The organism is Aquimarina sp. (assembly GCF_977115655.1).
On record NZ_CDSBKO010000053.1, the window covers coordinates 1 to 23,611 of the forward strand.

Sequence of the window (23,611 nt, forward strand, 5' to 3'; positions counted from 1 at the left end):
TAATCTTTATCAATGAACTCAAAACAATATCCCGTTTTGCGGGTGCAAACATACGCTAATTTGCAAGAAACAATACATCTTTTTTAAGATTTTTAATCAAAAAAACGGAAGTGTTTGATTTTAAAAAAGATAGAGAGCTAATATACAAAAAAATACATGAGATAGGGTTGTTTTTTTGCTCTTTTTTTTATTGTTACTATAAAAAAGCTTCTCTTGATTACACAATATATTTATGCAAGGGTAGTATTGGTCTTTTTTTTGGAAGCTCTCAATATGCCTGCTTTATTTTTTTGGAGAGGCTTCTTTTGTAGTGCCTGTCCATTTATTCTTTAAATCATAAAAACTAAAATCTAAAGCTGTTTTCTGTTCTTTTAGAATACTAGCTTGAAAACTACGTTGTAATATATCTTCTATCCAATAATCTTCTTCGACATTTATAGGATCATATTTCTCTTTTAAAGATATATTAAAAAGTTTGGCTGTATTATTATACCAAAAAGCTTTCCAACCGCTTCTATACTCCTTAACTAAATCAAACATAGTTTTACCGGTTTGGCGATGAATTAGTTTTACTAATATTTGCCCTTCTGTACGTGTTAGTTTTTTTAGTTCTTTTGTAAATTCTTCCTCCATATATTTTTGGAGTATTTTTATGTACTTCTTTTTTGATCTTTTAGTTCCTATTTCTTCTAATCTTTCATTTAATGCTTTTAGCCTATCAGATGCTAATTTTGCATAAGGGTATACTTTTCTGGTTTTACGTCTTAAAATAAGGTATTTTCTTCTGGCTAATTCATCTTTAAAATTTAATTTACCTAAAATAACTACTTCATCCAAATCTATAGCATCATGTGGTATTGTATCTCCTTCTATAATATAATATTGCACATAGCTTGTACTTGTAGTATCTATTTTTGAAGAATTTACAGGGTTTCCATTTTCTTTTTGAGCGTATCCAAAAGCTGCAAAGCCAAAAGATATCAGATACAATATATATTTAAGCATAATTAGGATATATGAGACCTTTATAATTTGTTGTAAAATTAATAATTAACCATTTCTAAACTGTAAAATGAATGTGAATATTGTTATTTTAGCATTAAAATGAAATAATAAAATGGCAAAAAAAAGCATTCTTAACAAAAAGTCATTGACTTTTCTTGAAAAATATTTAAACAACCCTGCTCCTACTGGATATGAATGGGAAGGGCAAAAAATCTGGATGGATTACCTGAAACCTTATGTTGATGAATTTATTACTGATACTTATGGAACCGCCGTTGGGGTAATTAATCCTAAAGCAAAATATAAGGTAGTAATTGAAGGGCATGCTGATGAGATTTCCTGGTATGTAAATTATATTACAGATAACGGACTTATTTATGTTATTAGAAATGGTGGTAGTGATCACCAGATTGCTACTTCAAAGCGTGTTAATATACATACGAAAAAGGGTATTGTTCAAGGGGTTTTTGGATGGCCTGCAATACATACCAGAAAAGCAGGAAAAGAGCCTGCTCCTTCTCTGGAAAATATATGCATTGATGTAGGCTGTGACACCAAAGAAGATGTTTTAAAACTTGGAGTACATGTAGGCTGTGTTATTACTTATCCTGATGAGTTTTTTATTTTAAATAAAGATAAATTTGTTTGTCGTGCTTTGGATAATCGTATGGGAGGTTTTATGATCGCCGAAGTAGCTCGTTTATTAAAAGAGAATAAAAAAAATCTTCCTTTTGGCTTATATATTACAAATTCTGTTCAAGAAGAGATTGGGTTGAGAGGTGCAGAAATGATTACGCATACTATAAAACCTAATGTTGCTATCGTTACTGATGTTTGCCATGATACTACTACTCCTATGATTGAAAAAAAATCGCAGGGAGAGACCAAAATTGGTGACGGACCGGTAATCTCTTATGCTCCTGCTGTACAAAACAGGCTTAGAGAGCTTCTTATTACTACTGCCGAGGATAAAAAGATTCCTTTTCAGCGTATGGCTTCCAGCAGAATGACAGGTACTGACACTGATGCTTTTGCTTATAGTAACGGAGGTGTGGCTTCTGCTTTAATTTCTTTACCTTTACGATATATGCATACTACTGTAGAAATGGTTCATAGGGATGATGTCGAAAATGTTATTAAACTGATTTACGAAAGTGTCCTTAATATTAAAGAGGGAGAAAGTTTTAGTTATTTTCAGAAATAATTTTTTTCTGGCTTGATTTTTTAATTGAAGGTCTTCTGAAAGGTAATTTTTGATAAAATCTAGTTGAATTATTATTAATGATTTCTGAAAAACTCTTTGTTTTTTTCAGTGAAGCCTTTTTTAGAGCTAATTTTTCAAAAAAAACACAATAAAAACAGAGGGTGTCTGAAGAATCAAACACCCTCTTTTGTTTTATAATGCATTATCCATTATCTCCTGAACTACATCCGGGTTTAACAATGTAGATGTATCTCCCATATCAGAGGTGTCTTTAGAAGCTATTTTACGTAAAATCCTTCTCATAATTTTACCACTTCTGGTTTTTGGCAAGCCATTTACAAATTGTACTTTATCCGGTTTTGCTATTGGCCCAATAGTATTAGCTACTTGCTCTTTTATTTCACGTATGAGTTGGTCACTTGCTTGTTGCCCTTCATGCAGAGTTACATAAGCGTATAAGGCTGTTCCTTTAATATCATGCGGAAAACCAACAATAGCTGACTCTGCTACTGCAAGATGCTCATTAATAGCATTTTCTATTGGTGCTGTCCCCAAATTATGACCAGATACAATAACTACATCGTCTACCCTGCCGGTAATTCTATAATTACCTGTAGCATCTCTGTATGCGCCGTCTCCTGTAAAGTACATATTATTATAGGTAGAAAAATAAACTTCTTTATATCGTTGATGATCGCCGTATATTGTTCTGGCAATTGATGGCCAAGGAAATTTTATTGCCAAACGTCCTTCAGACTGTTGGGATTTGAATTCAATTTCTTTTCCATTTTCATCCATCAAAACGGGCTGAATCCCTGGCAGTGGCAATGTTGCAAAAGTAGGTCTGGTAGGTGTAATTCCTGCTAATGGAGAAATCATAATACCTCCTGTTTCTGTTTGCCACCATGTATCTACAATTGGAGAAGTTCCTTTACCTATATTATCATTATACCAATGCCAGGCTTCTTCGTTTATAGGTTCTCCTACAGATCCTAAAACTTTTATAGAGGATAAATCGTGCCGTTCTACCAGATCCAAAGATTGTTTGGCCAACGCACGAATTGCTGTTGGTGCTGTATAAAATTGTGTTACATTAAGTTTATCACAAATTTCCCAGAAACGTCCATAATCGGGATAGCTTGGTATTCCTTCAAACATTACTGTTGTAGCTCCCATAGCCAGTGGTCCGTATACAATATAGGAATGTCCTGTGATCCACCCAATATCTGCGGTACACCAGTATATATCTCCATCATATTTTGTTTGTGGTATGGTATTGGTGGGTGCAAAATGATCGCATTGAAAAACATTAGCAAACGTATATCCTGTATATACCATATATCCTCCTATAGTATGTACCATTCCTTTGGGTTTTCCTGTAGAGCCAGAGGTATAGAGAATAAACAACATATCTTCTGCATCCATTATTTCGGCAGGGCATTCTTTTTCTACTTTCTGTAATTCATCAAACCAAAATTTATCTCTGCCTTCTTGCATTGGTGTTGGTTCTAATGTTCTTCTATATACAATAACAGTTTCTACAGAAGGTGTGCTTTTTAATGCTTCGTCGCACATTTCTTTTAGTTTTACAGGTTTTGCTCCTCTGTATACTTCATTGGCTGTTATAAGCATTTTGCATTGAGAATCATTTATTCTGCTTGCGATGGCTGTACTGGAAAATCCTGCAAATACAATAGAGTGAACTGCTCCTATACGGGCACAGGCAAGCATTGCGATTGCTAGTTCTGGAATCATAGGCATATATAAACACACTCTATCTCCTTTTTTGATACCATTGTTTTTTAAAACATTTGCAAAATGGCAAACTTTTACATATAGTTGCTTGTATGTTATATGTCTTGATTCTTCGTCCGGATCATTAGGTTCCCAAATAATGGCTGTTTTATTTCCTAATTTTTCAAGATGCCTGTCCAAGCAGTTTTCAGTTATATTCAATTTCCCTCCTTCAAACCATTTTATTTCGGGTTTTGAAAAATCCCATCGTAAGGTTTTATCCCATCTTTTATGCCAATAAAATTTTTCGGCAATAGCGTCCCAAAATTTTTCAGGATCTGATATGCTTTCCTGATAAGCTTTTTTATATTCTGCAAAAGAACGTAGTTGAAGGGTGTCTCTTATTTCCATGATTTGTGATTTTGTAATTTTGGTGTATTAAATTCTTTTAAAACATGTCATCGCCAAAAAATTATCGACGAGTAACTCTTATTAAGGTGTAAACAACTAAAAAAACACACAGTACTTTATAAACATCAAAGCATTTGTGTTTTTATGAAGTTATAAGTTCATTTATTTCTGCTACAATTTTTTTGATGGAAAATGGCTTGGTTATATATTTATCTACTCCCATAGCAAATCCTTTCTTGATATCGGATGCTTTATTTTTTGCTGTTAAAAATATTACTTTACTGTTTTTGGTTGCTTCATTTTTTCTTATATATTGTAATGTTTGATATCCGTCTACATTTGGCATCATTATATCCAAAAGAATTACATCTGGTATTTTTGATTTCAATATTTCTATAGCTTCTTCTCCGTCTCTAGCTATATAAACATCAAAATTATTTTTCTTAAATGTGTATTCTAAAGACATTACTATATTTGGTTCATCGTCAACAATCAATATCTTCTTTCTATTCAAAATTTAATTTTTTATGTTATATAATATATTATTGGGGGATTTCGATAATAAACCGTGCTCCTGTTTTATAATTTTCGTCTGCCCAAATTTTACCTCTGTGCCCTTCAACAATTTGTTTGCTAATTGCCAAACCAAAACCGCTTCCTGCTGGTTTTTTGACATTTTGATTTTTAGACTGGTAAAATTTATCAAAAATATATTTCAAATCCTCATCCAAAATACCTTTTCCATTATCTTCAATACTAATCTGTATCTTGTTTTTATTTTTTTCTGAAGTTATTTTTACTTCTCCTTTTTTTTCTTCTACAAACTTAATCGCGTTAGAAAGTACGTTTATCAATACTTGAATGATTCTGTCTTCATCGTATCTTGCTGTAAGGATTTCCTGAGGGTTTATAACTTTTATTTTAATGTTTTTTTTATCTGCTATTACCTGTACTCCCGAGATTGCTTTTTTTATTGTAATATTAAGATTATTTATTTTTTTATCTAAAACCTCTCTGCCTGATGCTAATTTTTCTAAGTCCAGAATATTGTGAATTAACTTAGCCAGACGTTCCGAGTCATACAGGATATTGTTAAGGAATTGTATTTTTAGATCTTCTGGCATATCCTGATTATCCAACAATACTTCTGATGCTGCTCTGATAGATGTAATAGGTGTTTTTAACTCATGTGCAACTGTGTCTAAAAATTCATCTTTTAATTTATCTTGAATTTTTAACTCTTCATTAGCTTGTTTTAGTTCTTCTGTAAGTTGTGTTAACTCTTCTGACTTATGTTTTAAAAATTTATTGGTAGAAATAGTCTTTTTATTTTCTTCTAAAATTTCTAATACTTCTACCAAAGTAACTGGTTGTTCTTCTACAACACTGGCTATCAAAATTCGAGAAGAAGCACTTCCTATACTACCTGTAAGTAATTTTTCTGAAAAATTGATCAATCTTGCATCTGCTTTTATCTCATTTTTAGAAAGGTTATATTTTAAATAAAATAAATCTAACGCTCGTTCTGTTCTTTTTTCTCCTAAAAAACGGTTCAAAACCCTTCTTATATCCGAAACGTAAGCTTCTCCTTTCCATACAAAAGCATTTTCTTGCAGAGAGTTATAATTACTATTTACAAACATTTCTCCGTAGTTACGCTCCCTATAATTCCCTTTAAAAGAAAGAGAAACAAAAAGGTACACTATGCCATTAAAAAACATACTCCAAAAAAATGCGTGTGTTACCGGATTAAGAAAATCTATACCAAATAAAGCATAAGGTTTTAAAAGTTCTATCCCAAAAGGGCCAAAAACAATAAAATCCATATTGCCAAATATAGCATCCAGAACAAATGGTAAAACAAGAGTATAAGTAGTTATTAATGTTCCTGCTATTATTCCTATTTTAGCGGCTATCGAAGATCCTCTGTTCCAGAATAGTCCTATAAAAAATGCAGGTGCTAATTGCGCGATAACAACAAAAGATAGTTGTCCTATCGAAAATAAGGATAATTCAATATTAAAATTAATATAGAAAAAATACGCTCCTAGTATTAAACAGAAAATTGCTATTCTACGAATATTCTTGATATAATTAGCATTTCGTTCTGGTCGACTCTTGCTAAATTTATCTAAAAACCCATACGGTATAATCAAATTATTACTAAGCATGGTAGATAGTGCCAATGTAGAAACTATTACCATAGAAATTACTGCCGAAAAGCCTCCTAAAAATACTAAAATAGCTAAAAACACATCTCCATTTTGTAACGGAAGTAGTAACGAATAATAATCTGGATTTGCTACATGTCCTAAGCGTAGTTTTCCTCCCCAGGCAATAAACACAACAAATATATTAAATAGCAGAAGGTATAAAGGAAACAACCAAATTGCTGTTTTGAGATGTTTTTGGTTTGTGTTTTCTATAACCGAAACGTGAAATTGCCTTGGTAATAAAAAGATTGCCAAAAAAGATAAAACCATCATAAAATACCAATTAATCCCAGACTCCAAACTATCAAATGTGGTTAAAGAATTGAAATCTTCTGTATTAGCTATTTGATTATAGATATCCGAAGTCCCGTCAAAAAGAAAATAGGATACATATATACCTACTCCTAAAAAGAAAACAAGTTTAATTACAGATTCTACTGCCACCGAAAAAACTATTCCTCGTCTGCGTTGTGTTGCATCTGTGGTTCTTGTTCCAAAAAATGCTGCAAATACTGCTAATAAAAGTGCTATATAAAATGTAGAATCTTTAAAAATAGTACTTGAAGAATTAATAGTGTCTTCAGAAATTATACCAAAAGTTTCTGAAACAGCTTTAAGTTGCAACGAAATGTATGGCAACACTCCTAAAACGCATATTATAGTTACTAATGCACCCAAAAAACGATCATTACCATATCTAAGAGATATAAAATCTGCAATACTCGATACTTTATGTTGTTTTGAGATTTTGATTATTTTTTTTAATACTATAACCCAAATCGGAAAAGCTATTACAGGGCCTAAATATGTGGTTAAAAAACTTACTCCAGAGGTTGCTGCAATCCCTACACTACCATAATAGGTCCATGCAGAGCAATAGACAGCAAGTGATAATGTGTATACATAAGGATTGTTTACCCAAGGTCTTTTTGCTTTTTTTTCTGCCCAAAAAGCAATACCAAACAAAAGAAACAGGTATCCTATAATTATGAATATCAAAAGATAACTATTCATAAAACCTCTTCAATATTATGTATGAAATTAAAATCGAAATTGCCCAAATCAGAAATATAAAAAAATATAATACAGGAAATCCAAAAATATTTCCGGAGTGGTTAAACATAAAAACCAACGGTACATTAAATAGAAAAAGTAATGTGATAGAAAGCACTACTAATTTTTGTTGATGACGTTTTTTCATAAGACAATATTACTCTTGTATATACTTTTTTAAATCGAAAAGCTTAAAAATGTATTCTTTTTAATCCACATTGTGGAGTTTAATTCTAAAGGAGGCTTGCCTCGAAAACAAAATATATTTTCGCAAGTACACCTCGTGAGGGTACTCTGAGGTTATTGATTGTAAACCTCACAGGTTTTAAAACCTGTGAGGTTTGTTTTTGTAATCTCATTAATGTGTTGCCTCTCCTGCCCCACTTGGGATTCTTATATTTTCTACTATTTCCTGAACCTCTTCTGGTGGCGCACTTGTAAATTTAGAAACTACCAGGGATATCACAAAATTGATTACCATTGCTACTGCTCCAAATCCTTCTGGAGAAATTCCAAACCACCACTCGCTTGGTGGAGGAAGGGTTTCATCTAACCAGCCCAGTTTATATTTTATCATGTATAATAGCATACATAATATACCTACAACCATACCTGCAACGGCTCCTTCTTTATTCATCCTTTTATAAAATATACCTAGTACAATTGCTGGAAAAAAAGATGCTGCAGCTAAGCCAAATGCTAAAGCAACTACTGCTGCTACGAAACCTGGTGGGTTAATTCCAAAATATCCTGCTACACATACCGCTGCTACTGCAGAAAGACGTGCTGCGATTAGTTCTCCTTTTTCAGAAATATCCGGTTTAATCATTTTTTTGATTAAATCGTGCGATACTGAAGATGAAATTACCAATAATAATCCTGCTGCAGTGGATAATGCTGCTGCTAAACCACCAGCAGCAACCAAAGCTATTACCCAATTAGGCAGGTTTGCTATTTCTGGATTTGCCAATACCATAATATCCCGATCCACAAAAAGCTCATTTTTTGTAGCTGCATTTACATTAGTAATTGTACGTTCCCCATGTTCACCTCTATTTTTTCCATCAAAAATCGGTTTATTTTTATTTCCTTGCACGGCATGACCATTAGCGTATTGCACTTGTCCATCTCCATTTTTATCTGTCCATCCTAATAGCCCTGTATCTTCCCAATTTTTAAACCATAACGGAAGTTCTTCATATTTTTTATTTTGTACCGATTCTATAAGGTTTGTTTTTGCAAAAACAGCTACTGCAGGAGCAGTTGTGTATAATATTGCAATTAATAATAATGCATATCCTGCGGATTTTCTAGCATCTTTAACTCGTTTTACGGTAAAAAAACGAACAATAACATGAGGTAATCCTGCGGTACCCACCATTAGTGCTAAAGTTATAGCAAACACATCTAATGTAGATTTAGACCCATCGGTATATGGTGAAAAGCCAAGTTCTGTGCTTAATCCATCTAATTTATCCAAAAGATAGGTTCCTGAACCATCTGCAATAGTATCTCCAAATCCTAGTTGTGGTATTGGATTACCTGTCATCTGGATAGAAATAAATATTGCAGGTACCATAAATGCAAAAATAAGTACACAATACTGTGCTACCTGAGTATAGGTAATCCCTTTCATACCTCCTAGTACTGCATAAAAAAGTACAATAATCATCCCTATGATTACCCCGGTATTAATATCTACTTCCAGAAACCTTGAAAACACAATCCCAACACCCCGCATTTGCCCTGCAACATAAGTAAAAGAAACTAATAGCGCACAGAATACGGCTACAGACCTTGCTGTTTTAGAATAGTATCTGTCTCCTATAAAATCCGGAACTGTAAATTTTCCGAATTTTCTTAAATATGGTGCCAATAATAATGCTAACAGTACATATCCACCTGTCCATCCCATTAAATATACAGCACCATCATAACCAGAAAAGGCTATAATACCTGCCATAGATATAAACGATGCAGCACTCATCCAATCTGCTGCAGTTGCCATACCGTTTGCCAAAGGGGATACTCCCCCTCCTGCTACATAAAACTCTTTTGTAGAGCTGGCTCTAGACCAGATTGCAATACCTATATATAAAGCAAAGGTTAGCCCTACCAAAATATAAGTCCAAATTTGAACACTCATAATATATATTTTTTAGTTGTTTATAATTTTAGAAAACATGTGCTATGCATAAGATTTAATCTTATATTTTTTTCTATCCCTTAATCTTTATCGTATCCATATTTTTTGTCTAATTTGTTCATTAACCGAACATAGACAAAGATTAAAATCACAAATACATAGATAGAACCTTGTTGTGCAAACCAAAATCCTAAAGGAAATCCTCCCATGTGAAATTGATTTAATACATCTTTAAAAAGTATTCCTGCGCCATAGGATACAGCAAACCAAATTGCTAGTAAAATGAATAAATATCTTACGTTTTCTTTCCAGTATGCACTGGCTTTTTTTTGTTTTTCTGACATAATTATAAGTTTTAGAGATAGATCATTGCTTGTAAGGTAATAAAACTTTGAGCATCATTTCCTCCATATTTCGTGTTCAGGTATTCTAATGTAAGTTTAGAATTATGACCATTAAAATAGGCATTTGCTCCAACCCCAAATGTTGTTGCATTATCATCAATAGCGTCTATAGATCTATTATTAAAAGAGACATACGGTTGAAATTTTGTTTTTTTATTATCATTAGGTATAACATATCCTACATGTCCATACAGCATAGATCCTGTTTCATAGGTTTGTCCTAAAGTATAGTTTTTGCCATAGTCATTATTTTGATAGGTTGCATACGCTGTAATAGAAGAACCGTTCTCTCCTAAAGGGGCGTCATAAAAGGCATCTATAGCAAATATTGCTACATCTTCTCCTTTTAACACACCATTTTCACTTGCAATTACACTACCTTTTGGATGGTAAAAAAAACCTGCTCCTACATTAAATACTTTTTTTCCTCCTAAGTAAGAGCCTACCTTATATGGCAAAAAGTTAGATTCCTGATCCATAAAGTTATAATCAAAATATCCTGCAAAGTTCTTTCCTGCATCTTTAGATCCTAATAATCTTCTTCCTGCGTATACAGCCGATCTATCATTTACAGGATCTGTTTCTTCTTGAAGATTATTAGTTATAGATTCGTTAACAGAAACCCGATATTGTAATTTACCAAAAGTACCTTTGGCATAAATACCAATATGACGGGCAAATTGGTCTGACAGCCCTATTGTTGCCCATGATTGTCTATTATTGTCGAGTGTCATAATGTTAAGAGTACTTTGGTTGTTCAACCTAGAAATACCATTCCAATAATGTAAACCACCACCGATTGCATGGTTTGAACCCAAACTATACTGCCCCCAAACACCATGAAAGAATAGTTGTGAGCTTTCATCTTTACCCACAGGACTCATATTATCTGCATTCAAACTATTCAATCCAAAGTGAGTAAGGATTAAAAAGTCTTTGCTTATTTGCGAATACATTAAAATTCTTGCTCTTCGGATGCTAAAATCTGTATTACTTTTATCATCAGGAACATCATCGGTGTATCTAGCCCAAAATTGAGCCCAAGAAATAATTCTAAAATACTTTGAACCGTCTTCATTAAGTTTAACCTTAAGTCCTCCTGTATAATCTGGGGATCCTTGAGAGAAGATAGAGTGCGAAATCAAAAAACTACCTAAAAAGAGTAGCAATAAAAGCTTTTTCATAATTTAAGAATTTGATTTGTATAAAATGATTATACTACTTGCGTAGTGTTGTGCACATACTAAAAGTCCAAAAATTATGTCTGGCAGTAAAAATTAGTGTAGTTTATTGCTAAATAATATAGTTATTCTCTGAAACGCTCCCATTTTATAAGCATAAATTTATCTCCCAATTCTGTCACCACCACTCCTGCTCCTTTAATATTTGCAGGGTCTTGAAAATAATTACCTAATTCTGAAGCGTTTAATATTTTGTATGTAGGATGATATTCTGTATTATATGGTCTTTTAATATTATATTTTTTAACCCAGTTAATTACACTTACATGAGAAACGCCCAATATTCGTTCTATCTCACGATAGGTTAATCCTTCTAAATAAAGCTGTAATGCCTTGTTAACATAATAGTCATCTATCTTCTTACCTAACTTGTTAACTGTAAAATAATAGTTACAATTTTTACATCGATATCTTTGTCTGTTATCTATTACTCCGCTTTTTATATATTTAGCAGAACCACAATTGGGGCAAGAATCAAGATCCATATATAGTATTTTTGCATAAATATATCATTTTAGCAATAAAAATATAACAACTATTTAATATTAATTATAGAAATATTTAACTTATAAAACTATTTTAGTAGATATAATGCTACATTTTTAAATAATCAATACACAAATGGCAGATGAACTTATAGACATATTGGATAAAACAGGAAAGTTGACTGGAGAAGTAAAATTAAAATCTGAAGCACATCGGTTAGGATTATATCATGCAAGTGTACATATTTGGTTTTATACAAAAAAAGGAGAAGTATTATTACAAAAACGAGCTTATAATAAAGATACGTATCCTGACTTATGGGATGTTTCTGTTGCTGGTCATATTGAAGCTGGAGAAACTCCCGAAAATTCTGCTATAAGAGAAATTAAAGAAGAAATTGGTTTGTTGGTTTCAAAAACAAATCTGGATTTTATAGGAATATACTTATCCAAAAAAACACCTAAGCCAAATCTTTATGATAATGAATTTCATCATATTTATCTTTCACAACTAGAGGTACCAATCACATCACTATTACTTCAAGAAGAAGAAGTTTCTGATATTGCTCTTATACACTATAATGTGTTAAAGGAACATTTACAAGATTCTAAGCAATCTAAAATATATGTTCCTCATAATGTTACTTATTATAACCTAGTTCTTAATAAAATCATAAATCGATTACAATAATACCCGTATTACAAGTAACTATAGTAACTTCATAGTATAATTTTTTATTATCATATTTTTGTATTGAAATCTAACAAATAATAAGAATAAACTATGACTAATTCCCATCAAGAAACAATTGAAGCTTTAAATATACTACTAGCGGATTATCATATATATTATCAAAAATTGAGAAATTTTCATTGGAATATTACTGGTCCTCATTTTTTTGAACTTCATGCTAAATTTGAAGAACTTTATGAAGATGCCAAGTTAAAAATTGATGAAATCGCAGAAAGAATCCTAACTCTAAGAGGCAATCCTGTTAGCAATTTTAGTGTATATTTAGATTTATCTAATATCAAAGAGGCGGATTCTACCCTTATAGATCACAAAATGGTATCTGAAATTCTTGAAGATCATATTGCACTTCTTAAACAGTTAAAAAAAGTAACTGCTGCTGCTGAAAATGCAAAAGATGACGGAACACTGGATATAACAGGTACATATATCGGAGAAATAGAAAAAACTAGTTGGATGCTTAATGCATGGAATCAAAGAAAATAATATGAATTTCCTATCTTATCTTTTTGGCAGCGATCTCGGTTAGTTGTCAAAAAGGTAAGAAATCAAATATACATATATTTCCTAAAAGCCTTAATGAGATATCTGGTATAACCATGTTATCCGATAACAAGTTATATGCTATTAATGATTCTGGCAACGAAAATGTTTTGTTTTGCTTGAATACAAAGGGGAAAGTGTTACAGAAAATCCAAATTCCTGAAACCAAAAATATAGATTGGAAAGACTTAGCATACGACCATAAAGACAATATTTATGTTGGAGATTTTGGTAATAACAGTAATAGTCGAAAAGATTTATATATTTATAAAATCTCTGGTATTTTATCTAACTCTATATCCGTCTCAAAAATAGAATTCGCTTATGAAGATCAAAAAAAATTTCCTCCAAAAAAAAAGAATTAAATTTTGATGTGGAAGCTTTTATTTAAAGAATGGCCTGTATTTATTTACTAAAAATAGGATCAAAAAAGCAAAAGGAATAACCAAATTATATAAAATACCTGCTATACAAGGAAAACATATAGCCAAATTAATAGGAGAGTATGAAATTTGTAAAAATATTTCAGATTGTTTTATCACTGGAGCTACAATTAACAAAACAAATGATAAAATAGCTCTTCTTACTCATGACAAAATTTTTTTACTTCTTGATTTTAAAGGAGACAACTTATTTAATGGGAATATTCAAAAAATAAAATTACACCACAATTCGCAAAAAGAAGGTGTTTGTTTTAAAAATGACTCTACTCTTTTTATTACAGATGAAAAAACAGGTCATAAAAAAGCTAGTTTATATGAGTATCTGTTCAAAAATTAGAGGTTACATTTTCACATACTTAATCCAAAACCAAAAGTAAACCGTACTCCATCATCACTTGTAAACACTCCTAGTTGTCCCCCAACTGTATCCAGGGCATTAATCCATAATCCACCTCCCACTGAGTCATGCCATCGCCCAGAGTTTTCATCATCTAACCACACTCTTCCTATATCATAACCTCCGAAAACACCTAGTTGTAAGGGCAGTAAACCTGTTTTAAATTTATTAAAACTATATCTTAAATCTGCACTAAAAGCTAATGCACTCTGCCCTGTAAACCGTTCTTCTCTATATCCTCTTAATCCATTTACTCCACCTAAATTTACACCTTGATAAAACTCAAAATCCTTACCTAGATTTATTCCTGCATTAACATCTGTTTTAAGTACTAGCTTTCTGTTTTTGGTTATCGAATTATAAAAGCTTAATCCAGGATACACATATCCATACGTTTTTTCTATGTCCTCTATATTAGTTCTGGCTCCACTTTGTAGTTTAAATAACATCCCTCTGGTTGGATTAATAACATTATCATAGCTTTCAAACTTATAAGTCATCTCTATATTGGCAAAAAACTTACGTTCAAAAAAATCAGAATCGGCTGTTACAAAACTCAGACCCGACGTTATTAATCTATCTTGGCTATCTTGCACTTCTATTCCTTCGTAAGCTGCTTTAATTAAAAACTCACTCCCGTAACGGTTCTTTTTTGAAATTCCTAACCCAATAGACCATATACCTGTTTTTACCCGGTTATAATCAAATCCAAGATCCTTATCCAAATTAGAGGTTTCGTTGCCAAACCCGAAGAAATTTTGTGCAAAATTCTCGCTGGTATATACACCATCAACCAAAAAATTCCAGTTACCTAATGCTTTTACAAACTCTCCTGAGTAGGATACATCATATCCTTCTGTCTCAAAATAATATGCTGCTGTAAATTTATGTTTGCTATGATAGGGATCATTTTTAAATCCTTTAATAGTATATGTATCTGTTATATTAGCATTAAGGCCATCGTCTGGATTAAACCCTACAAAGGGAGTCAACGTATTTGTTTTTTCTATATATTTTTTATAATCATATACATTATAATTATAAATATTGCTAAAAATAAAATTTGCTCCACCTTTCTTTTCTATCGTATTTGGTTTTGACTTATGATCATATATCTTAACTTTCTTTCCATTTTTGATGTTATACACATCATTATTCTGACCACCAATAATTCGAATTTTTATTGGGTTAATTCCTTTTCCTTTTACAATAAATTGATCGTCATCATCCAATCCATAAACCCAAATTTCTTTAGTTTCGCCAGAGTTAAAGGTTCTGCTTCTATATGTTTTTTTAACTTCACCATCTTTTATCACAGCTATTTTTACTGTTGTTTTGTTGTCCTGTCTGTGTATCTCAAAAAAATCATCTTTATCGGTTCCTGTAATAATAACGTGCTTAGACAAATATTGGTAGTAACGCCTTGCTATATCTTCGATATTATCTCTTCTGGCTTTAAGATCTTTTTTAATTTTTTTAATAGTTTCGTCCTGAAGCTCTTCCGGAATATTCCCAAAAGCCTTTTCAATAGAGATATCCGACAAATTTTCTTTAATATACCTGGCTTGTTCCAACCATACTTCTTTGCCCGAATTTTGAGTCAACGCCCTGTCTAATGGTAATCCGGACTGATTAATCCATCTCACTTTTTTAAGCTTGCTATCATACACCTGAAATTTTCTTGCCAGAGGCACTATAAATTTTATCACATCCAAGAGCAATCCGTCGTAGTTAGAAAAAACCTGATCCCTGTCTCTGGGAACTGGTCTATACACCTTATTATCATCGTTATCAAACCTGGCCCACCGCCATTGATCTGAATGACGATCCCAGTCTCCCAAAAGCATATCAAAAAGCCTGGTTTTTATATAATGCTCTTCATCTATTTGATATTTTTCATCTTTTCTTAATTTTTTCAAAAGGTCATCTGTACTTTCTATATCTTTTGGTTTACCAAATGAAATTTCTTCTTTATGTTCTTTTCCCGGGTGTTCTTCCAAAAAATATATTTCATCCCCAAAATTTTCATTGTATTTTCCTAGTGCAGGATGTTTAGGAATATAATACAGCTTAGGGTTTGCATGGTACACCCCTATTGCATCTGCCAATGTACCTACTGCCAAAAATGCATACGGATAACTGGATGTATAAAAATCAGAAAGTAATTTTTCTGTTATAGTATTATCAAACTCATCGTTTAAATATGTATACCTAAATGCTCCTTTTTGCAAAAACTGCGTGGCACTTTTTCGCATTGCTCTAAGGCTGTATCGCTTACCCTTTTTGTTTATAATACGCAAAGACCTTGTTACCTGCCCTCCCCCTTGTCTGTCTATAATAAAGCCTCCCATCAAAGTATCTAATGTTGCAACAGGAACCTTAATATCTGTCCCGTACACATATCGATAATGATCCCCCCATATAGATTGATATAGTTTTGATTTTTTTATTTCTTCCTTACTATATATAGAAGCCTTTACTTCTGGTTTAAAAGAATCTTTAACATTGCTAAAATCAAATTCTTTTTCTTTTTCATGTACTTTGGTTTGATATACTAATTTAGGCTTGCCTTTATCATTTCCAAAAAAGCGTACATTAGACGAACCATCTTTATAAATATCCAACACTGCAAATCCTTGACCCGGATAAGAAAACAGTCCTTCTTTTCCTAAAGAAACGGCTGAAACTTTAGAACCAGAACCGGATACAATTTGTTTAAGCCCGTTATTATCCAAATATTGTAAAGAATGTTCATGTCCCGACACAAATATTGCTTTGTTTATTCCTCTGGTCAAAGTCGACAATCTCTTTACCAGTTTATTATAATGGGTATTAGACAAGTCTTGTGTCGAGATCCCTCCTTGAGATCTTATTTGAATAGCTAATGAACCCAAAATCGGGATAGGTATTTTCTTTTTTAAAGGAAAAATATGATTTTTAAAACTAAATTTTCCTCCATGCTCCCCATTGGTAAACATAGGATGATGCATCGCTACTATAATAGTTTTTTTACTATGTTTTTTTAATTCACTCTCTATTTCGAGAAAGAATTTTTCGCGGGTTTTGATATCACAATTATCGTTAATCGTAGGGTTTTTATCCCAATCTGCAAGATACCATTGTGTATCTAACACCAAAAGGTGCACTTTATTACTTATCTCCACGCTTTCAATAGGACAACCATTTTTTGGTAAAAAAGCATTTTTATCTCCTATCTTTTTTAACACATACTTTTCTTGTCTCTCCAATCCTTCTACACCATCATTATACCAGTCGTGGTTTCCCGGAATAAAAACAACTTTTCCTTTAAATGTTTTAACCGCTTGTATTTGAGCATCTATCCTGTATTCTGCCAAAGCTCTGTTTGGAGAATCTTTTTTTGGCATTCCTTTTTGGTAAATATTATCCCCCAAAAAAATAAGATGATCATTTTTTGTTTTTGCGGTATCCAATACTTTATTAAGAATGGATAACCCCTCTGTGCTTTCATTCATTTTGGCATATCCGGCATCTCCTACCAAATAAAATGTTTTTTCTATCTCTTTGGCTAGTAATGTTGAATCAAAATTTTCGACTTTATAGCCAGGGGAATATGTTGCGCAAGAACTAAGCAATAATGCAACACATATAATCAGAATCTTATTATATTTACTCATTGTTTGAAGTAGGATCTCTTTTTAAATTATCTTGGTTATCAAAAATTAATAATTATGTCTTCTTTATTAGAAAAAACTGACAATTTTGTTCTGGAACTGTTTGAAAAAAAACTTCCTAACTACTGTATCTATCATAATTACAATCATACTAAAAGAGTATATAAAAGTACGAAAGAAATTATTGACTCTACTAATTTACCAGACGAAGACAAAGAAGCTTTACTTTTGACTGCTTTACTACACGATACCGGATACTCTATCAGCTCCAAAAATCATGAAGAACACAGTGTAGAAATAGCTAAAGATTTTTTAACAAATCAAAATGTACCGCAAGGTATCATTAATAAGGTTTCTGAACAAATCATGGCTACCAAAATGGAGCATGAACCTACTAATTTTTTAGAAGAAATTATTAGAGATGCAGACGCGTCACATTTTGCAAAAGATTATTATGGAGAAACCAGCGAATTGTTACGATGCGAATTTAAGCTTAATAATATTGAAGACATAAACACTACGGATTGGCTTAAAGCTAATATTGACCTGTTTCAAAACAAACATCGATATTATACAGAATATGCTATTGCCAACTGGCAACCAAAAAAAGAAATTAATCTTTCTAAAATGCTAGCAGAACTAGAAACCTCTAAAAAAGAAAAGAAAAAAGAAAAACTAAAAAAATTAATTAAAGAGGAAAGCCCGGAAAAAGGAATACAAACTTTATTTAGAGTTACGCTAAAAAATCATTTAAAACTAAGTGATATTGCAGATACAAAGGCTAACATTTTACTTTCTGTAAATGCAATTATTATATCTCTTGCTTTATCTAATCTAATCCCTAAACTGGATAACCCATCTAATCAATATTTAATCTACCCAACTTTTATATTTATTCTGTTTTGTATTGCCTCTATAATACTGTCTGTATTGGCAACACGCCCAAATGTAACTAGTGGTGAGTTTACCCGTAAAGAAATTGAAGAAAAAAAAGTGAATCTATTATTCTTTGGTAATTTTCATAAAATGCCTTTAGAGGAATATAAGTCTGCAATGGTAGACCTTATGGATGATAAAGAATATATTTATGATATGATGATTAAAGATCTTTATTTTTTAGGAAAGGTATTACATCGTAAATATAAAATATTAAGAATTACATATACCGTTTTCATGATAGGGATTATAACTTCTGTTATTTCCTTTATAGTTGCTTTTAATACGCTACAATAGGTATTAACTAAGTTCATTCATCAAATCCTGGTATGTATAATATTCTTTATCTTGACTACTCTTATTATACAAAATATTTATGCGTAACGCTTTTAACCCCGTTACTCCCTGAAGATCTTCTAGTTCAACAATCTCTATATCTTCTTCCAGATATTTTTTGGACTGTAAAAAATTAATATATTTAATATATTCTCTCTCGTCTGATCGTTGAGAATATATAATTACTAATTTTCCTTTTTCTGTGACACGCTGGTCTGTTCCTTTTATATAAGATTTATCTACTCGTTTTTTTACTACCTCGTATCTTGCATTATATGTACCATCTACATCAAATCTTTTTTCATCCATTCTAAATCTAACTGATAAAGACGAATTAAAAACTAAGACCATAGATGCTACATCTAATGCCACAGGTAAATCGCTTTTCATTTGATAATATGCATTTTCCATTTCGCACATTACTTGTAACTGCCACAATCTAAGATTATAAAGGTATACCTTATTAAAACTATCTTGTTTTGTTATAGATTCTCCTATATACATATTATGCTCTACACCATCAGATTTAAAACGCTCAAAATAATGAGGGTACATGCCTTGTGCTTCATCCTGCATTTGGTCTAATAACGATGCCATTTTTTTATTAATCAGCATAACCGATTCATCATACGCCCTGCGATATTTGTAAACCATTTTTATTTGAGGATCCAAAAAAGTCTCATACTCATTTATAAAACTTTTTAGCTGCTCATTTTTTTGCTCCAAATGTTTAAACAGCGGTACAATTTCTTTTTTAATAAAGTTTGAAATATTCTGTTCACTATCTACTTCCAATTGTTCTGTTATAGAGTCTATGTATAGGTTAGCCGTATATTTTAATTGTTCATAGATCGGTATTGCATCTAATTCTATGATTTTATTAATTATTTTTAGAATGCTTTTAAGCTGTAAAACCAAATCTTTTTGTATTGCTTCATTACGAGCTTCTGAAGAACCTTTTATATCAATTTGCCCATACAAAGGATATACATTTTCAAAAACTACTTCTCTAAAAGAAACAGGGCTTTCGTCTACTATTGCCTGCATAAAACGCTTTGCTTCTTGTTTAAACTTCCAATGAACACTTGGGTGTATAGAAGTACATTCTTGTTGTATAATTAGTTCCAGCTCGTTCTCTGCTTTGGTTTTTGACCGTAATACAGAATCTACCAAATATGGCATTACATCCTGCAACTTATTAGCGTTGATACTATTAAGTTCCCCAACATTAGGAGATACTATTTCCAAAACCCCAAGCAATTTACCCTCACTTACTATAGGAGCTATAATCGCGCTATGTATACCTTGTGCAACAAGATTTTTATACATTAGCTCATTAGGCGCAAATTTTTGATATCTTTTTACATCAGAAATCGTAAAATATGTTGATTTTCCAAACAGATGATGATATGCTCCCCCACAAAGTGCAGACTTGCAATTATTAGAGTATTGATTATATAGTATATAACTATCAATATTTTTAAACGGAACCCGCTCAAACATCTGATCTTCCGGATTATAATTTGAAAAGCCTACTTTAATTTCGTGAAGATTAAAAATAGCTCTAAAAACCTTTTGAAAGCTACCTACAAAATCTCCTTGTGTTTTATCATATTTAAGCAAACTGGTTTTAAAATCTGATAAAGATACATCTGTAGTTACATCAAACATATTAGCAAGAACTATCCCTTTAAAAATCCAACTATGTGGGGGGAACTTTTCTTTCCATATCTCTATATTATCAAAATTATCCAGCAATTCTGCTACATCTTCATCGGTTATATCTTTTGCTTTATCTGTCTTAATAATATCGATAAAATCCCCATTATACATAATCCTATAATGACGCATAATATCTTTTTCATCCGGGATATCATAAAAGAAAGGTCTTCTAAAATCAATTTTATAGTTATAATAACTTCCCAAAATAATACTACACCCCATAATATAATAATGATCCTCATTCATATTTTTGATCTGAGGTTCAAAATCTTTTCCTGCGGCATTTATAATATTTTGATAGCGTTTGGTAGATTTTAATACAATATTTTGAAAAGGGATAGTGGCTATTTTTATTTCATTTTGCTGTAATATACTAGCAAATGCATCCTCTAGCACCAAGTCAATTTGAGGCATTAATTCTTGCACCCGCTTTTCTTGCGAGATACCCTCTTCCAATTCCGGGTAATCTTCTGCAATCTTTAAAATTCGTGAAGCCCTGTCTCTAACAAGCTCACTATCGCTTTTTAATAATTCTCTGTACTCTTCAAAAAATTTTGTGAAACTAATTTTTATATCTAATGGAAAATCTTTCCCCAAAGCTTTCATACCCATTTATTAATCAATATCTACAAAAATAAGACAAACAAAGTCGTATACCCAGATATTAACAATTTATTAAATTATTATCAGGTTACAAAACCTATTTGGTACTAGTCATATTAGGTTTTATTGTCTTTTAAAAATATTATTTGGTTATAAACATTACAAATCATTCAAAACCAATTAACAATTCTTTTTATCTACAATGTTAATTTTTGGAGTTTGTTCATTGTATTCTTTATTTTTACGGCTAATAAACTAAATACATAAAAAAAAGGTATCCCAAAGGCTAATCTATTCTGTTATGGCAATAAAAAAGATTAATCTTTGTTATACGATTTTATAAAGCCACAGATTCATCAGCTTTGGTTTTTCACTATTTTTACGTGATTGATGTACAAAATGTTTTGTTGCATTTAAAAAAAATATACAAATGAAAAAAATTGCATTGATAGCTACAACTTTACTGGTTATAGCTTGTCAAAAAGACCAAAAAGGTTATAGTATTACTGCAAATGCAGCTGGTTTTGAAAATGGGACCGTAGTATATGTAAATGCTATAAGCCAATCCAGCAGACCAATAATTATTGATTCTACTACTATCCAAAACGAAAAATTTGAAATAGCATTACCCACCCCGGAAAGTAATGATTTTAACTATTTAACTTTTAAAGACATTAGAGGAAATGTTTTGTTTTTGGCTGAAAACAACCCCATTAAAATAACAATTTATAAGGATAGTATGCGATCCTCTGTTATTGAAGGAGGTACAGAAAACAATTTGTTTTCTACTTACGTAAATACCTTGAACAAATACAACGAAGAAAAAGCAAAACTAAGCAACCAGCATCATGTTTCTTCAAAACTGGGAGAAACAGACAAAGTTTTGCAAATTTCTGCCAAAAGAGAAGAATTGGTAAAAAAAGAAAATCAATTTAGAAAAGATCTGGCAGATAAGCATTCCAATTCTTTGGTATCTATTATGGCATTAACGGATCTGTTAAACCTAAAAATAGTAACGCCCCAAGAAGCTAAAACTAAACTTAGCACCATTAATGATAGTCTTAAAACTTCAAGATTAGGTAAAAATTTAGAACTCCTTATTAATAGTGCTATTACCGTGGCCACTCAAAAAAATATAGATATTGGTTCTCCTGCCGAAGATTTTTCTGCTCCAGCTCCCAACGGCAAAGTATTGTCTTTAAAAGAAAGTATGGGTAAAGTTACTATAATTGACTTTTGGGCATCCTGGTGTAAACCATGTAGAATAGAAAACCCAAATGTGGTAAAAGTATATAATAAATACCATAAAAAAGGACTTAATATAATAGGGGTATCCCTTGACAAAAAGCAAGATGCCTGGACACAAGCTATCGCAGATGATAATCTGGATTGGAACCATGTTTCTAACTTACAATTTTGGCAAGATCCAATTGCAATAGCCTATGGAGTAAGATCAATCCCTGCAACTTTTATCCTGGACGAAAAAGGAAATATTATAGCAAAAAACCTTAGAGGTCCTGCTCTGGAACAAAAAATAGCAGAACTGTTAGAACAAAAATCTTTATAAATAAGATTAAGTAACACATAAAAAAAAGGATCTTTAAAAGATCCTTTTTTTTATGCTTTATAATTTCCCTAACCTTTGTAAAACAAAAAGAACAAGTATAGGGATTGCCAAAATACCTATCATCAAAAGGTTTTCCTGAAATAACCAGGGCGCCATTATCAAAGTCACCACATATCCTCCTACAGCGCCACCAAAATGAGCATCATGCCCAATGTTACCAATTTGATTTTTCATTCCAAAAATAGAGTATAAAAGGTATCCTATACCAAATATATAAGCAGGAATCGGTATAGGGATAAACATTAAATGCAAACTCATATCCGGCCTAAATAAAATACCCGCATATATTATCCCAGAAACAGCTCCACTAGCCCCCACTGCGCTATAATGATACTCATCTTTATGAAAAAACAAAGAGAGTAAATTACCCGCAAATAAACTGCTAAAATAAATTATCAAAAATTTTATATTCCCTAAAAAGCCAACCACTACGGGAGCAAAAAAATAGAGCGTTAGCATATTAAAAAACAAATGCATTGTATCTACATGCAAAAAGCCCGAAGTTAACATTCGTATTTGCTCTCCTCTTCGTATGCCCCCGATATTAAATTTATACTTTTCAAAAAAAGAAAAATCATTAAATCCCTTTAATGACAATATTACATTAGCCGCAATTATCAATATAACAACGATATCCAATCCTCCCATGTTTTTATAATTTTTGTCAAATATAGCATATATTTTAAGCTCAAAAAACCTTAACT

At 31.8% G+C, this 23,611-nt stretch carries 18 protein-coding genes; 7 read left to right on the forward strand and 11 right to left on the reverse strand.

Annotated elements, in window-relative coordinates; genetic code table 11:
• Positions 1-282: 282 nt before the first annotated feature.
• The gene (locus tag ACZIYX_RS18405) at positions 283-1,005 is read right to left on the reverse strand and encodes a DUF4294 domain-containing protein (protein ID WP_462683727.1); all 723 of its coding nucleotides are present in this window, start codon (positions 1,003-1,005) and stop codon (positions 283-285) included.
• A 112-nt stretch (positions 1,006-1,117) separates the two neighbouring features.
• On the opposite strand from ACZIYX_RS18405, the gene ACZIYX_RS18410 reads away from it, so the two are divergent.
• On the forward strand, positions 1,118-2,209 hold the full coding sequence (locus tag ACZIYX_RS18410) for a M42 family metallopeptidase (RefSeq protein WP_462683728.1): 1,092 nt from the start codon (positions 1,118-1,120) through the stop codon (positions 2,207-2,209).
• 192 nt (positions 2,210-2,401) lie between these two features.
• Here ACZIYX_RS18410 and acs read toward each other — a convergent pair whose 3' ends face one another.
• The 3 genes from acs to ACZIYX_RS18425 all read right to left on the reverse strand — a co-directional run bounded on the left by acs (position 2,402) and on the right by ACZIYX_RS18425 (position 7,581).
• Positions 2,402-4,354 carry an acetate--CoA ligase gene (acs, locus tag ACZIYX_RS18415; protein ID WP_462683729.1) on the reverse strand — a complete coding sequence of 651 codons (1,953 nt, stop codon included), beginning with the start codon at positions 4,352-4,354 and terminating at the stop codon, positions 2,402-2,404.
• Positions 4,355-4,496: 142 nt separating this feature from the next.
• A complete protein-coding gene (locus ACZIYX_RS18420; protein WP_462683730.1) occupies positions 4,497-4,868 on the reverse strand; it encodes a response regulator transcription factor in 372 nt (123 codons plus the stop codon).
• 28 nt (positions 4,869-4,896) lie between these two features.
• Complete coding sequence (locus tag ACZIYX_RS18425; protein WP_462683731.1) at positions 4,897-7,581, reverse strand: ATP-binding protein; 2,685 nt, start codon at positions 7,579-7,581, stop codon at positions 4,897-4,899.
• A 17-nt stretch (positions 7,582-7,598) separates the two neighbouring features.
• Here ACZIYX_RS18425 and ACZIYX_RS18430 point away from each other — a divergent pair, with 17 nt between their 5' ends.
• Positions 7,599-7,754: a hypothetical protein gene (locus ACZIYX_RS18430; RefSeq protein ID WP_462683732.1), complete on the forward strand. Its 156-nt coding sequence runs from the start codon at positions 7,599-7,601 to the stop codon at positions 7,752-7,754.
• A 224-nt stretch (positions 7,755-7,978) separates the two neighbouring features.
• Here the strand turns inward: ACZIYX_RS18430 and ACZIYX_RS18435 are convergent, their stop codons facing one another.
• From ACZIYX_RS18435 to ACZIYX_RS18450, 4 genes are all read right to left on the reverse strand, one after another.
• Positions 7,979-9,766, reverse strand: a complete 1,788-nt coding sequence (locus ACZIYX_RS18435) for a sodium:solute symporter family protein (protein ID WP_462683733.1) — start codon at positions 9,764-9,766, stop codon at positions 7,979-7,981.
• A gap of 80 nt (positions 9,767-9,846) precedes the next feature.
• Complete coding sequence (locus tag ACZIYX_RS18440; RefSeq protein WP_027414454.1) at positions 9,847-10,110, reverse strand: DUF4212 domain-containing protein; 264 nt, start codon at positions 10,108-10,110, stop codon at positions 9,847-9,849.
• 11 nt (positions 10,111-10,121) lie between these two features.
• Positions 10,122-11,354: a hypothetical protein gene (locus ACZIYX_RS18445; RefSeq protein WP_462683734.1), complete on the reverse strand. Its 1,233-nt coding sequence runs from the start codon at positions 11,352-11,354 to the stop codon at positions 10,122-10,124.
• Positions 11,355-11,476: 122 nt separating this feature from the next.
• Positions 11,477-11,896, reverse strand: coding sequence for a transposase (locus ACZIYX_RS18450; protein ID WP_462683735.1), 420 nt, complete (start codon positions 11,894-11,896; stop codon positions 11,477-11,479).
• Between the two features lie 136 nt (positions 11,897-12,032).
• Here ACZIYX_RS18450 and ACZIYX_RS18455 point away from each other — a divergent pair, with 136 nt between their 5' ends.
• The 3 genes from ACZIYX_RS18455 (at position 12,033) to ACZIYX_RS18465 (ending at position 13,555) form a co-directional block, all read left to right on the forward strand.
• Positions 12,033-12,587 carry an NUDIX hydrolase gene (locus ACZIYX_RS18455; RefSeq protein ID WP_462683736.1) on the forward strand — a complete coding sequence of 185 codons (555 nt, stop codon included), beginning with the start codon at positions 12,033-12,035 and terminating at the stop codon, positions 12,585-12,587.
• 93 nt (positions 12,588-12,680) lie between these two features.
• Positions 12,681-13,133 carry a Dps family protein gene (locus tag ACZIYX_RS18460; RefSeq protein ID WP_462683737.1) on the forward strand — a complete coding sequence of 151 codons (453 nt, stop codon included), beginning with the start codon at positions 12,681-12,683 and terminating at the stop codon, positions 13,131-13,133.
• Between the two features lie 113 nt (positions 13,134-13,246).
• The gene (locus tag ACZIYX_RS18465; RefSeq protein ID WP_462683738.1) at positions 13,247-13,555 is read left to right on the forward strand and encodes a hypothetical protein; all 309 of its coding nucleotides are present in this window, start codon (positions 13,247-13,249) and stop codon (positions 13,553-13,555) included.
• Between the two features lie 426 nt (positions 13,556-13,981).
• On the opposite strand, the gene ACZIYX_RS18470 is transcribed toward ACZIYX_RS18465, so the two are convergent.
• Positions 13,982-17,686 (reverse strand): metallophosphoesterase, encoded by a 3,705-nt coding sequence (locus tag ACZIYX_RS18470; RefSeq protein ID WP_462683739.1) that lies wholly within the window; start codon positions 17,684-17,686, stop codon positions 13,982-13,984.
• 54 nt (positions 17,687-17,740) lie between these two features.
• On the opposite strand from ACZIYX_RS18470, the gene ACZIYX_RS18475 reads away from it, so the two are divergent.
• Positions 17,741-18,916, forward strand: coding sequence for a Pycsar system effector family protein (locus tag ACZIYX_RS18475; protein WP_462683740.1), 1,176 nt, complete (start codon positions 17,741-17,743; stop codon positions 18,914-18,916).
• Between the two features lie 3 nt (positions 18,917-18,919).
• Here ACZIYX_RS18475 and ACZIYX_RS18480 read toward each other — a convergent pair whose 3' ends face one another.
• Positions 18,920-21,283, reverse strand: a complete 2,364-nt coding sequence (locus ACZIYX_RS18480; RefSeq protein ID WP_462683741.1) for a GAF domain-containing protein — start codon at positions 21,281-21,283, stop codon at positions 18,920-18,922.
• A gap of 427 nt (positions 21,284-21,710) precedes the next feature.
• Here ACZIYX_RS18480 and ACZIYX_RS18485 point away from each other — a divergent pair, with 427 nt between their 5' ends.
• Complete coding sequence (locus ACZIYX_RS18485) at positions 21,711-22,847, forward strand: redoxin domain-containing protein (RefSeq protein WP_462683742.1); 1,137 nt, start codon at positions 21,711-21,713, stop codon at positions 22,845-22,847.
• A gap of 57 nt (positions 22,848-22,904) precedes the next feature.
• Here ACZIYX_RS18485 and ACZIYX_RS18490 read toward each other — a convergent pair whose 3' ends face one another.
• Positions 22,905-23,555 (reverse strand): rhomboid family intramembrane serine protease, encoded by a 651-nt coding sequence (locus ACZIYX_RS18490; protein ID WP_462683743.1) that lies wholly within the window; start codon positions 23,553-23,555, stop codon positions 22,905-22,907.
• Positions 23,556-23,611 lie beyond the last annotated feature (56 nt).